This is a genomic window from Nocardia sp. NPDC051911 (genome assembly GCF_040681035.1).
Classification (GTDB): Bacteria; Actinomycetota; Actinomycetes; order Mycobacteriales; family Mycobacteriaceae; genus Nocardia; species Nocardia sichangensis.
In genome coordinates this window covers 181,443-193,769 of the sequence record NZ_JBFAXY010000006.1, presented here as the reverse complement: position 1 = coordinate 193,769, position 12,327 = coordinate 181,443, and the positions used below count along the sequence as shown (strand labels likewise).

General features: G+C 68.3%; 12 protein-coding genes. 8 read left to right on the top strand and 4 right to left on the bottom strand.

All coding sequences use genetic code 11. The features are described 5' to 3' along the window. Positions 1-67: 67 nt before the first annotated feature. The 7 genes from lepB (at position 68) to AB0L97_RS09990 (ending at position 6,912) form a co-directional block, all read left to right on the top strand. Positions 68-850 (top strand): signal peptidase I, encoded by a 783-nt coding sequence (lepB, locus tag AB0L97_RS10020; RefSeq protein ID WP_355069897.1) that lies wholly within the window; start codon positions 68-70, stop codon positions 848-850. A 48-nt stretch (positions 851-898) separates the two neighbouring features. Next, on the top strand, positions 899-1,684 hold the full coding sequence (locus AB0L97_RS10015) for a ribonuclease HII (protein WP_364427360.1): 786 nt from the start codon (positions 899-901) through the stop codon (positions 1,682-1,684). A gap of 46 nt (positions 1,685-1,730) precedes the next feature. Continuing rightward, on the top strand, positions 1,731-2,036 hold the full coding sequence (locus tag AB0L97_RS10010) for a DUF2469 domain-containing protein (RefSeq protein ID WP_011210678.1): 306 nt from the start codon (positions 1,731-1,733) through the stop codon (positions 2,034-2,036). A 101-nt stretch (positions 2,037-2,137) separates the two neighbouring features. Next, positions 2,138-2,494 (top strand): YraN family protein, encoded by a 357-nt coding sequence (locus AB0L97_RS10005; RefSeq protein ID WP_364427202.1) that lies wholly within the window; start codon positions 2,138-2,140, stop codon positions 2,492-2,494. After that, a complete protein-coding gene (locus AB0L97_RS10000) occupies positions 2,495-4,003 on the top strand; it encodes a YifB family Mg chelatase-like AAA ATPase (protein ID WP_364427199.1) in 1,509 nt (502 codons plus the stop codon). A gap of 770 nt (positions 4,004-4,773) precedes the next feature. After that, positions 4,774-5,934 carry a DNA-processing protein DprA gene (gene dprA, locus AB0L97_RS09995; RefSeq protein WP_364427196.1) on the top strand — a complete coding sequence of 387 codons (1,161 nt, stop codon included), beginning with the start codon at positions 4,774-4,776 and terminating at the stop codon, positions 5,932-5,934. Positions 5,935-5,988: 54 nt separating this feature from the next. Beyond that, positions 5,989-6,912, top strand: coding sequence for a tyrosine recombinase XerC (locus AB0L97_RS09990; protein ID WP_364427191.1), 924 nt, complete (start codon positions 5,989-5,991; stop codon positions 6,910-6,912). A 1,164-nt stretch (positions 6,913-8,076) separates the two neighbouring features. On the opposite strand, the gene AB0L97_RS09985 is transcribed toward AB0L97_RS09990, so the two are convergent. Further along, positions 8,077-8,574, bottom strand: coding sequence for a GNAT family N-acetyltransferase (locus AB0L97_RS09985; protein WP_364427187.1), 498 nt, complete (start codon positions 8,572-8,574; stop codon positions 8,077-8,079). Between the two features lie 212 nt (positions 8,575-8,786). Between AB0L97_RS09985 and AB0L97_RS09980 the strand changes: the two genes are divergently transcribed. Continuing rightward, positions 8,787-9,476, top strand: a complete 690-nt coding sequence (locus tag AB0L97_RS09980; RefSeq protein ID WP_355069905.1) for an FHA domain-containing protein — start codon at positions 8,787-8,789, stop codon at positions 9,474-9,476. Between the two features lie 30 nt (positions 9,477-9,506). Here the strand turns inward: AB0L97_RS09980 and AB0L97_RS09975 are convergent, their stop codons facing one another. The 3 genes from AB0L97_RS09975 to AB0L97_RS09965 form a co-directional block, all read right to left on the bottom strand. Then, complete coding sequence (locus AB0L97_RS09975) at positions 9,507-10,172, bottom strand: serine protease (RefSeq protein WP_364427182.1); 666 nt, start codon at positions 10,170-10,172, stop codon at positions 9,507-9,509. Positions 10,173-10,349: 177 nt separating this feature from the next. Then, positions 10,350-10,601, bottom strand: a complete 252-nt coding sequence (locus AB0L97_RS09970; protein ID WP_364427179.1) for a hypothetical protein — start codon at positions 10,599-10,601, stop codon at positions 10,350-10,352. Positions 10,602-10,847: 246 nt separating this feature from the next. Next, a complete protein-coding gene (locus AB0L97_RS09965; protein ID WP_364427176.1) occupies positions 10,848-12,311 on the bottom strand; it encodes an MFS transporter in 1,464 nt (487 codons plus the stop codon). Positions 12,312-12,327 lie beyond the last annotated feature (16 nt).

Sequence of the window (12,327 nt, the reverse complement as noted above, 5' to 3'; positions counted from 1 at the left end):
CGGCACAACAGATCTTCCTCAGCCCGGCATCGGACCTCGGTTTCGCTGCCGGGCTAATCTGTTCGGCGTGGCAGACGAAAGTGGGTCGGTATCGGTGTCCGAATCGGGCGACGAGAGTACGCGGGCGGGTCGCGCCAAGCGGCGATCGAAGAAGAAGCAGCGGCCGTTCTGGCAGGAATTGCCGATCCTCATCGTGATCGCCGCGGTGATCGCCGCGCTGATGGTTACCTTTGTCGGTCGGCCGTACGTGATTCCCTCGGAGTCGATGGAAACCACGTTGCACGGATGCGCCGGATGCACCGGCGACCGCATCTACGTGCAGAAGCTGAGCTACTACTGGGGTGACCCGCAACCGGGCGACGTGGTCGTGTTCGTCGGCCCGCCGTCGTGGAACACCCGCTACCAGTCGATCCGCTCGGACAATCCCGCGGTCCGTGGCGTGCAGAACTTCTTCTCCTTCTTCGGCTTGGTGCCGCCGGACGAGAACGATCTGGTGAAGCGCGTCATCGCGGTCGGCGGCCAGACCGTGGAGTGCTGCGACCCGCAGGGGCGGGTCATCGTGGACGGCAAGCCGCTGGACGAGCCGTACGCCCGGTACCTCGCCCCGTACGTGCCCGGCCAGCCCTACAACGCGTCCGGCGGCCGCGAGTTCAAGCCCGTGAAGGTGCCCGAAGGGCATCTGTGGGTGATGGGCGACAACCGCAACCAGTCCGCCGACTCCCGCGCCCACATCACCGACGAACTGCAGGGCACCATCCCCGTGGAGAACGTCCGCGGCAAGGCGGTGTTCAAGATCTGGCCGCCCGGACGGATCGGTCCGGTGCACTCGGAGAATCCCCAGCAGAACTGATCACGCGAGGCGCTGGATAATTGAACGGTGGGGCAAGGTCGAGTGCCGGTGGGTAACGGTTGGCCGCCGCGTGTGGTGATGCGCAGGGCCGGAGGATTGCGCACGCTCGAGGCGGCGTTGATCCGCAGTGGTCTGGGGCCGGTCGCGGGTGTTGACGAGGCGGGGCGCGGCCCCTGCGCGGGACCACTGGTGGTGGCGGCGTGCCTGCTGGCCCCGAAGGCCTACGACAGGCTGGCCGGCCTCGACGACTCCAAGAAGCTCACCGAGGCCACTCGCGAAGAGCTGTATCCGGTGATCGTCCGTCTGGCACTCGCTTATCAGGTCGTCGTGATCCCGGCCTGGGAGATCGACTCGATCGGCATCCACGTCGCCAATATCGAGGGGATGCGCCGCGCCGTGGCCGGGCTCCGGCGCACTCCCGGCTACGTGCTGACCGATGGGTTCCGGGTGCCCGGCATACCGGTGCCTTCGCTGCCGGTGATCGGCGGCGACGGTGCGGCGGCCTGCATCGCGGCGGCCAGCATCCTGGCCAAGGTCACCAGGGACCGCATCATGGTCGAGCTGGACGGGCGGTTCCCCGGCTACGGATTCGCCGCCCACAAGGGCTACAACACGCCCGAGCACACCGCCGCGTTGCAACGTCTCGGCCCGAGCAGCGAGCACCGGCGCTCCTGGCGCAACGTACGCGAAGCCGCCGGGTTGCGCCCGGTCGCGGCGGCGGCCGATGTCGCGGACACCGTACTGGCCGAGGGCTTGGACGAGGCGCTGTCGGAGCAGTTTCCGAACGGGCGTACGGCTGGCCGAGTAGCTACCGATGCAGCGCATGCGCGATGATGTCACCACACGACGCGATGCGGCGAGAAGGAGGACGTCCCACCCGATGAGTGCCGAGGACCTCGAGAAGTACGAAACCGAGATGGAGCTCTCGCTGTATCGCGAGTACAAGGACATCGTCGGTCAGTTTTCGTACGTGGTGGAGACCGAGCGCCGCTTCTACCTGGCCAATTCCGTGGAGCTGCGGCCGCAGAACGCGGACGGCGAGGTGTACTTCGAGGTGCGGATGAGCGACGCGTGGGTCTGGGACATGTACCGCCCGGCCCGCTTCGTCAAGCACGTCCGGGTCATCACCTTCAAAGACGTCAACATCGAGGAGCTGGAGAAGCCGGACCTGCGCTTGCCCGAGTGAGCCCGCCCGGCGTTCTGCACAGCGACTCGGTTATCAACAGGTTTTCCGATTCCCCAGGTCGGCGGCGCTGACCTGATCCGGCTGCGGCGCACGCTGGCCGGGTGACGGACAAACAGGCGCTCGGCGCGCACGGGGAGGAACTGGCGGCGGACTTTCTGCGCGCCGCGGGGATGGAGATCGTCGCCAGGAACTGGCGGTGCCGATACGGCGAGCTCGATCTGATCGCCCGCGACGGGGATGTGACCGCGTTCGTCGAGGTCAAGACCCGCTCCGGGTTGGGCTACGGCACACCCGCGGAGTCGGTCACCTTCGCCAAGCGGCAGCGGATCCGGCGGCTGGCGCTGCTATGGCTGGCCGAGCAGGAGGGGCCGTGGCGGCGCATCCGGTTCGACGTGGTGTCGGTGCTGGTGGCGCGGGGGCGTACGCCGGTCATCGACCATCTCGAGGCGGTGTTCTGAATGGCGCTGGGGCGGGCGCACTCGGTCGCCGTCACCGGCGTGGACGGTCTGCTCGTCGAGATCGAGGCAGATATCGGACAGGGCCTGCCATCGGTCCACCTGGTCGGGCTTCCCGACACCGCGTTGCAGGAATCCCGTGACCGGATCCGCTCCGCGGTGGCGAACTCGGGGGAGAAGTGGCCCGACGGCCGGGTGGTTCTCGCGCTGTCGCCCGCGACACTGCCGAAGCTGGGCAGCGTGTACGACTTGGCGCTCGCGATCGCCGTGCTGGACGCGTCCGGCTCGGTGCCCTCCGAACGGCTCGCGAAGACGGTGCTGCTCGGCGAACTCGCGCTGGACGGACGGGTGCGGCGAGTGCGCGGCATCCTGCCCGCCGTGCTCGCCGCGCGCAGGGCGGGCTGGTCGACCGTCGTGGTGCCCGCGGTGACCCTGGCGGAGGCCGGGCTCGTCGAGGGCATCGAGGTCTTCGGGGCGCGCAGTTTGCGCGCGGTGGTGGCCTGGTTGCGCGGGGAAGGCGCGCTCGACGAGCCGGACGGCGACCTGCCGGACACGGTGCGCCACGGCGGCGATCTGAGCGAGGTGGTGGGGCAGGAAGAAGCCCGCTGGGCTTTGGAGGTGGCCGCTGCGGGCGGGCACCACCTGCTGCTCACCGGGCCGCCCGGCATCGGCAAAACCATGCTGGCCCAACGTCTTCCTGGGCTGCTGCCACCACTCACGGAGACCGAGGCGCTGGAGGTCACCGCCATCCACTCCATGGCGGGCACACTCGCAGGCGATCACCCGTTGGTCACCGCGCCGCCGTTCGTCGCCCCGCACCACTCGACCTCGGTGACCGCGATGATCGGCGGCGGATCGGGGACCGCCAGGCCGGGCGCGGTCAGCCGAGCCCACCGCGGTGTTCTGTTCCTCGACGAATGTGCCGAGCTCGGCACGAAAGTGCTGGAAGCGATGCGAACGCCGTTGGAAGAAGGGGAAGTGCGCATCGCCCGGCGCGACGGTGTCGCGCGGTACCCGGCCCGCTTCCAGCTGGTGCTGGCGGCCAATCCGTGTCCATGTGCTCCGGCGCGCGACGTCGACTGCATCTGCGCGCCGCTGGCTCGTCGTCGCTATCTCGGCAAATTGTCCGGTCCGCTGATGGACCGGATCGACATCTGGGTGCGGATGCACGGGCAGTCCGGCGCGGCGTTCAGCACCGATGCGGCCGAGAGCAGCGAGGTGGTCCGCGGCCGGGTCGCCGTCGCACGGCGCGCCGCCGCCGCCCGGTGGCGCGAATACGGATGGCTCACCAACGCTGAGGTTCCCGGCCACATCCTGCGTCAACGATTCCGGTTGCCGCGCGAATCGCTCGCTCCGGTCGAGGCCGCGTTGCGTCTCGGTCGCATGTCCGCGCGGGGTGCCGACCGAGCCATCCGCGTCGCGTGGACCATATGCGATCTGCGCGGCGGCGAGCTGCCCTCGGCGCAGGACGTACTGTCCGCGTTGAACTTCCGTCAGCGGGGTGCGCAATGAGTGCGACAGTGCCGCCCGAAGGCGCGGACGACCTGCCTGTGGCGGTCGATGTGCCTACCGCCGAGCGTGTGGCTGGGGTCGTGGATGTGCTTGCGTGCGCGAACGCAACTGCGGCCGACAGCGGGTGTGTGGTCGGCGATGTGTCCACCGCCGAGGACGGGCCTCGGGTTGCGGACGTGCTTGCGGGCGCGGACGTAGTTGCAGCCGATAGGGCGTGTGTGGCGGTCGATGTGCCTGCCGCCGAGGATGTGGCTGGGGGCGCGGACGTGATTGCGGGCGCGAACGCAACTGCAGCCGACAGTGCGCCTGTGGCCGCCGATGCGCCCGCGGTGGTGGACGTGCCTCGAAGCATTGATTTATCCGGCGTCGTGAATCTGCCAGCGATCGTCGGCGCCCCTGTGGTCTTCGGGGCAATGGCGGGGGCCCACATGCGCGCAGCCGCAGATGCGCCTGCAGTCGCCGAGGTGGTTGTTCCTGGTGTCGGACAGGCGCGTGAGGCCGTGGACGTGCCCGCACTGCCTGCCCGGGCGGGTTTGTCCGTGGTTGTCGACGTGGCTGGGAATGCGGAATGGCGCGAGGTGGATGTGCCTGCCGTTGTCGAGGTGCCCGCGATGGTGGCGGTCTCTGGAGTGGGGGACTCGAGTGCAGGCGCGGATCGCTCTGTGCTCGCGGAGGTGGCTGCTACGGCGAACGGAGTACCGGTTGTCGAGACGCCGGCAGCGGCGGGCGTTCCTGGGGTCGTAGATGCGCCTGCGGTGGTTGGTGTGCCCGTGAGCGGAGCGGGATCGTCGTCCGGTGAATGCGACGACCCGCGGCTCGCGTGGGTGTATCTGTCGCGGGTGGTGCAGGGGCCGTGTGCTCCGCTGTCGGCGCTCATCGAGTCGGTCGGGGTTGTCGAGGCGGCCCGTGCCGTGCGGGAGTGCGCGTTGCCCGAGCCGCTTCGCGGGCCCACGGCGCAGCGGCGCGACATCGACCTCGCGGCGCGGGATCTCGAGACCGTCGAGCGGATCGGCGGGCGCGTGGTGACGCCGGACGATCCGGAATGGCCCGCATGGCGCATGCTCGGTCTCGCCCAGCTCGAGCCGGGCAAGGATCGCGACGGCGCGGTACCGCTGGTGTTTTGGGTACGTGGCCCGCGCTCACTGCTGGAGTCGAGCGAACGCGCGGTGGCGGTGGTCGGTGCGCGGTGCAGCACCGGCTACGGAAACCGGGTCACGGGGGAGATCGCGGGCGACCTCGCCGCGCAGGGGTGGACCATCGTGTCCGGAGCGGCGTTCGGTATCGACGGCATGGCGCACCGGGCAGCGCTGGCGGTGGAAGGCCCCACGATCGCCGTGCTGGCCTGCGGCATCGACCGGCCCTATCCGGTGCAGCACGAACGCCTGCTGGCCGATATAGCCGAATCAGGCTTGGTCGTCAGCGAATACCCGCCCGGCGTCACCGCACAGAAGCATCAGTTCCTGGCCCGGAACCGCTTGATCGCCGCTCTCGCCGACGGCGTGCTCGTCGTCGAGGCGGGCCTGCGCAGCGGCGCGCGCAACACCGTCAAATGGGCACGCCGCATGGGTCGTCCCGCCTTGGCCGTGCCGGGTCCGGTGACCTCGGCCGCTTCGGTGGGCTGTCACCGCATGATCCGCGACGGCGAAGCCCTGCTGGTCACCCGAGCCGAAGAAGTCGTCGACGAGGCCGGACCGTTGCGGCTGTCGATCCCCGCGACGGCACCGGGCGGCAATCCGGAGGATCAGCTGACCGGAGACGACGGGCTGGTCTTCGCCGCGCTGCCGAGAATCGGCTCACGACTGCCACTGGAGGTCGCCCGGCAGTGCGGATTGTCGCTTCCGGTGGTCCGTGCGACTTTGTCCGCTCTCGAATTGGCGGGTCTGGTGTCCAGTGACGAAAGCGGTTGGCACCGAACGGTACGGGGTCGATGAGCGTGTTCGGCGCGGTCGCTTGCCATCCGGGCCACGGGTGGGGACGGTGGAGGCATGGAGGAACTGCCCGAAGATCTGGAAGCGCTGCTGACGGAGTACGGCAGGCATCTGCGGCTCGGGCGCAACCGCTCGGAGCACACGGTGCGCGCGTATCTGGGGGACGCGCGATCCTTGCTGGAGCATCTGTACGCGCGATCGGCGGATTCGGCGATTCGCGAACTGGACCTGATGTTGCTGCGTTCGTGGCTGGCCCGGCAAGCCGCCACGGGTGCGGCGCGCACGACTGTGGCCCGGCGGGCGTCATCGGCGCGCACGTTCACCGCGTGGCTCACCCGGACCGGCCGGCTGCCTGTCGATCCCGGACTGCGTTTGGGGTCGCCGAAGGCGCATCGCGTGCTGCCCGCCGTACTCGGGCGGCAACAGGCGCTCGGTGCCATGGACGCGGCGGAATCCGGTGCCGCGCAGCGCGATCCGATGGCGCTGCGCGATCGGGCGATCGTGGAGTTGCTGTACGCCACCGGTATCCGGGTCAGCGAGTTGTGCGGGCTGGACATCGAAGACGTGGACCGCGAGCGGCGCGTGGTGCGGGTGCTCGGCAAAGGCAACAAGGAGCGCTCGGCGCCGTTCGGCACGCCCGCCGACGAGGCGGTAGGCAACTGGCTGCGCTACGGACGCCCCGCTTTCGCCACCGCGGACTCGGGTCGAGCGCTGCTGCTCGGCCGCCGCGGCAGGCGCTTGGATCAGCGCCAGGCCAGAACCGTTGTGCACGAGGTGGTCTCGGCCATCCCCGGCGCACCGGACCTGGCGCCGCACGGTCTGCGGCACACCGCGGCGACCCACCTCCTCGAGGGCGGTGCCGACCTGCGCGTGGTCCAGGAACTCCTCGGACACGCAAGCATGGCCACCACTCAGCTCTACACCCACGTCTCCATCGACCGTCTCAAGAAGGTGCACGACCAGGCTCACCCCCGCGCCTGACCCGCTCGTGGGGCGGTGGCGGCGACGGGGCGTAGTGCGTGCACGTTGGTTTCGCCGATACCCAAGTGATCGGTCCGGGTGAGGGCCGAGCGAACGAGTGCATGCAGCTCACCTTCGGCGACGCGGCGTCCATCGGCTTCGGCCCTTTGGGGTCACGCGGAGACGGCGGCATCTTGAAGGCGACGACAAATAGCCCGGCTGTCGACGCCAATCACGGCGTCGGCAACCGGTCGGATGGCCGGGCACGCTGTCCTCCGGTACCGCCAGCGGGCGCGCACGTGCACAGTGCGCCGGGCCCATGCTTTGGCCTGTTGGAGCGCGTGCGGCCCGTGGCGTGCCGCTGGACCTGCCGGGAGGGCGGTGGTCCGTGTGTTGGCCTGCTGGAGCATGTGAGAGTGTGGGCGGCCCCGTGGCGCGCCGCTGGGCCTGCTGGAGTGTGCGTGAAGGCGCGCGTTCGTGTGTTGGCCTGTGCTGGAGCGTGTGCGAGTGCTGGCGGCCCGTGCTAGCCATCCTGAAGTGTGCGTGGGGGCGGCGGTTCGTGTGTTGGCCTGTGCTGGAGCGTGTGCGAGTGCGGGCGGCCCGTGCTGGCCATCCTGGAGTGTCTGGGGGCGGTGGTTCGTGTGGTTGGCCTGCTGGAGCGTGTGCGAGTGCTGGCGGCCCGTGCTGGCCATCCTGAAGTGTGCGTGGGGGCGGCGGTTCGTGTGTTGGCCTGCTGGAGTGTGTGAGGGCGGCGGTCCGTGCTTTGCCCTGCCGAAGCGTGTGCGAGTGTGGGCGGCTGGTGCCCTTGGCTTGCTGGAGTGTGTGGGGGCGGCGGTTCGTGCGTGGGCCTGCTGGAGAGTGTGGGTGAGGGAGGCGTGGCCTGTGCGTTGGCCTACCGGAGTGTGGGCGGCCGGTGCTCTTGGCCTGCTGGACTGTGCGAGTGTGGGCGGGGCCAGTGCCTTAGCCTGCCTGCCTGCCGGCGCGTGTGCGTGGGAGGCCGTGTGGGCTTTATCGAGTGAGCCGCATCCATTTTGCTCGTCGCGCCCCTGCCGAACCCGCACCTTCGCAGTGCGGTCGCCGGTTCCGCCCAGGCGGCGCGCGCCGCCACTACGACACCCGGCATCGTCGCAGGCCGCGATCTCCCGGACAAAGGGAGTGAGTGGACAAGCGACAACATCCGACCCGTCACGGGCTGACGTAGTAATGCACCCGCGCCTCTTGTCCATCCGAGGTATGCCAACCGCCGAGCCCGCTGTACACCTGCCGCCAACCGTGCCGCTCGTACATCGCTATCGCCGCGCCACTGTCGGAGGCCACGGTGAGTACAGCACGGTGCCCCAGGCTCGCGGCCATGCGCGCAGTCGCGGTCAGCAACTGCGAACCCACTCCCACCCGGCGCGCGGCCGGGACGACATACAGCCGGATCACCGAGACGACAGTCTCCGCGCCGACCGATTCGCGCACGACCTCCGGCATTCCGCCGCCCGTGCCGAGTCCGGCGTGCCCGACCACCGCTCCGTCGTGTTCGGCGACAAGGGCCGCGAGGAGTTTGGGCGGCGACAGCCAGCCTGCCGGGTTCGCAGGCCACACGTCCGGATACCGATCGCTGTCGTGGACGTGCCGCAGTGCCGCGGCGCAGGCGTCGAGATCACCCTCGGTGCGCGGTCGAATGATGACGCTCATCTCGACCATTCTTACTGCCCCACGCTGGAGGCAGCATTATTCAGACCGGTCGGTTGGATTTCCGTTCATTGTCGTGCACTGCGGTCCGGTACCGCCTCGCTCGCGCAGCGAAGTAGTCGAATACGCATGTGATCGGCGTTGAGAAAGGGCACCCTTGAGGTAGCGAATCAGTGCCCGCAGTTCACGGCGTACTTCGAGTGGGAAGACGAGCGATGTCTACGTCCAGCGGACCGGAGGCCCTGCGTCGCGAACTGTACCCACTGGTGGGGCAGTCCGCGTGGCGACGCTCGGCCATCGCTTCCGCCTCGCCGCAGCCCGCCGCACCGGACGGGGCGCGGGAGATCTCCCTCGACGGCGGCGCGTCCAGGATGACGATCGGGCGCTCCGTCGCCGCCGACATCATCGTGACTTCCGACCCGACCGTGTCCCGGCTGCACGCCATTCTCGAGCGAGTGGGCGGATGCTGGACAATCGTCGACGACGGATTGTCCAAGAATGGGACATTCGTCAATGGCGAACGTGTGGGCGGTCGGCGGAAGCTCGGTTCCGGCGACATGATTCGCGTGGGTCGATCGGTATTCGTCTTGCGGGTCGACGAGTCCTTCGACGAGGAAATGACTCTCGCCCATTCACCATTGCCGACCCGAAACTCCCTTACCCCGGCCCAGTACGTGGTTCTCGAGGCTCTGTGTCACCCGTACGACGCGCGCGACGCGTACTCGTACCCCGCCTCCAACCGGCAGATCGCGGACAATTTGTGTCTGAGTCTGTCCACGGTGAAGACGCATATGCGGGCGCTGTTCCGGATATTCCAGGTCGAAGCCTTACCCCCGAACCAGAAAAGGCTGTTCCTGGTCGAACGCGCTATCGAATTCGGCATCATCACCGACCAGGAGAGGTAAGGCTCCGGCTGGGAACGAAATGAAATCCGATCAGATCGGCTGAAAACCGGACCCTGCCCCGCCTCGTGCATTCACGTCCGCGACGACCGCGGTGATGTCGGCGCCGAGTTCCGGTCCGAGACACGGCACCCCCAAGTAACCGTTGACCATGCCGACGAGTGTCGTTCCGACGACGAGCGGAGCGCCCGAATCTCCCTCGGCGACACATGTTTGGCTCCACGTCGAATTGCCGCCCGTCAACATATCGCCGTAGGCAGGCCCGCAGGTCCGGCCGGTCGTCCTGCCTTCCTTGCAGACGGTGTCCGGGAATCGAGCCGGTCCGCCCAGGCCGGTGATGGTGGTTCCGCCCACTTGGTTGACCGGCGTCACCTTCCCCGGATCGAATTCGATGACGGCATAGTCCATGTCGTTGTTGGCGTAGACGATGGTGCCGAGGGTGCCGGCATCGCGATCGTTCTCCGAGACGATGGCGGCATTCGCCCCACCACAATGCCCCGCCGTGAACCCGACCAGCCGACCACCGGAGTCGCGTCCGATCGTGGTCAGAGTGCAGATGTTCTGACCGCCGACGACGATGCCGGAGCCGCCACCCAGCACGGATGGCGTCGCGGCCTGCGCGGTCCCAGGTGCTCCGAACGGCGCTGTCAGCGCGGCGAATGCCGCCGCAGCGCCCACGAGTTTCCTGAACTTGGTCATCCGGTAATTCAACCGCACTTGTCCGTGCGTCACCGTCGATTCCCAGATGTTCACGTGGCAGGGATACGGCTCGAAACGAATTTCTTCATCGGGACGGGAATCGATGGTCAGATGTGATGCGCCTCGGGTCTACGCCCGAGGCGCACTCGTGTTCGACGAGCTTATGACGAAACGCGATCAGGCGGCGCAAACGGCCACGGCAACCGCATTGGCCACCGGCGGAAGCAGCAACAGAGGAGCGCAGAAAATGCCCAGCGGCCAAATCAGGCCCAGTGTCGCGGGCTCGACCTGGACAGGTACCGGATGGTCCGCCACTTGCACCGGTCCCGGTGCTACGTCCGGGGCTGCGGAAGCGAAACCTGACCCGAGGGCGATGATCGGTGCGAGCGCTACCGCCGCCGCCGTTACGCGCATTTTGTTCGTGATCATGATGTGTCTCCAGTGGTTGATTGCTTCACCAGCCCTCGTTTGTTGAAGGCCTCAGTGTGAACACACAACCAACTCTGCTCGGAGCAAGCGCAAGAGGCCATCAGCCTCCGGGTCGGAATCATTCATACCGGAGGAGGCGAGATGACATCGGAATCGCTATTCTGCGCGAACCGAATGTGGCCGTCGAATCAGGCGGCGGCGCGCCGGACGGTGATCTCACCTGCCCGGCGCGGCCCGCCGAAACGATCAGCCGTGCGCGACCGGAGCGGGATCCGGCTGCTCGGCCGGTTGCGGACGCCGGGCGCGCAGCAGCACCGCGCCGAGCGCGGCGGCGGCGATGCTGAATCCGGCGCTGATCCACGCGCCCGTGGACATCGCGGCGGTGAAGGCGTCCTTGGCGGGCTCGACGTAGCCGAGCTGGAAGGCGGCGCCGATGGATTCACGCGCCGTGTCGGGCGCGTCGGCGGGCATGTTCGAGGTGAACACACCGGCCAGCACGCTACCGAGGACGGCGATGCTGATCGCCATGCCGACTTGCTGGATCGTGTCGTTCATCGCGGAGCCGACACCGGCGTGCTCCAGCGGAATGGCGCTCATGATGGCCGCGTAGGCGGCCGGACCCGCCAAGCCGCCGCCCACACCCATCACCAGCATGCTGACCAGCACCCAGAGATATCCGCTCCCGAGCGCGAGGATGCCGAAGGCCACTCCCATGACGAGCAGGCCGGACACGACGAGTGTCTTGTTGCTCAGCGTCTTGCCGAGCGTCGCGCCGAGGCCGTTGCAGACCGCGGCGGCCACGGCGTACGGGAGCAACGCCAGTCCGGCCTTCATCGGGCCGTAGCCGAGGACGAACTGCAAGTACTGAGTGAGCATCAGCATGACCGCACCCATGCCGAAGACCATCAGCAACAGGGTGAAACAGGTGCCGGTGAAATCGCGGCTGCGGAACACCGCCAACGGCAGCATCGGATGTGCCGAACGGCTCTCCCAGATGACGAAGGCGGTCGCCGCGACAGCGGCCAGCGCGAGCACGCCGAAGTTCCATTCCCGTTCGATGATCACGTAGACCGTGGCGCTCAGCGCCACGACGGAAAGGACGACGCCGACGATGTCGACCGGTCGCTGCTCACCGGTGGTCTCCGGCATCAGCACGACGGCCGCGATGATCGCGAGCGCCGCCACCGGGATATTGAGCAGGAAGACCGATCCCCACCAGTAGTGCTGGAGCAGGAAGCCGCCCAGCGTGGGACCGGCGACGATGCCGACCATGGAGACCGTCGACCACGCCGCCATCGCCGTGCGCCGTTCGTCCTCGGCGAAGCTGGTCATCAGGATCGACAGCGTCGACGGCATCAACAGCGACCCACCGACGCCCATCGCGACGCGGGCGGCCACGACCTGCCACGGTTCGGTCGCCAGTACGGCGGCCAGCGAGGCCATCCCGAACACGGCGAGCCCGGTGATCAGCGCTCGTCGCCTGCCGAACCGGTCGGACAAGCTGCCCGCGGTGAGCAGGAGCCCGGCGAAGACCAGCACGTAGGCGTCCAGGATCCACTGGACATCCGACGGTGTCGCGCCCAGTTCCCGGATCAGCGAGGGGATGGCGAGATTCAGCACGGTGCTGTCGAGCATCAGCACCAGCAAGGACAGACAGAGGACCCCCAGGACCCACCAGCGCCGGGGGTCTCGCACAATGTTCGATTCCACTCGCACAGCGTACGAG

Bases quoted from the DNA above. Each gene is read 5' to 3' on its own strand.
- AB0L97_RS09980 (WP_355069905.1), top strand. From the start codon at position 8,787: ATGTCTACGTCCAGCGGACCGGAGGCCCTGCGTCGCGAACTGTACCCA.
- AB0L97_RS10000 (WP_364427199.1), top strand. From the start codon at position 2,495: ATGGCGCTGGGGCGGGCGCACTCGGTCGCCGTCACCGGCGTGGACGGT.
- AB0L97_RS09990 (WP_364427191.1), top strand. From the start codon at position 5,989: ATGGAGGAACTGCCCGAAGATCTGGAAGCGCTGCTGACGGAGTACGGC.
- AB0L97_RS09975 (WP_364427182.1), bottom strand. From the start codon at position 10,172: ATGACCAAGTTCAGGAAACTCGTGGGCGCTGCGGCGGCATTCGCCGCG.
- AB0L97_RS09970 (WP_364427179.1), bottom strand. From the start codon at position 10,601: ATGATCACGAACAAAATGCGCGTAACGGCGGCGGCGGTAGCGCTCGCA.
- AB0L97_RS10010 (WP_011210678.1), top strand. From the start codon at position 1,731: ATGAGTGCCGAGGACCTCGAGAAGTACGAAACCGAGATGGAGCTCTCG.
- AB0L97_RS09985 (WP_364427187.1), bottom strand. From the start codon at position 8,574: ATGAGCGTCATCATTCGACCGCGCACCGAGGGTGATCTCGACGCCTGC.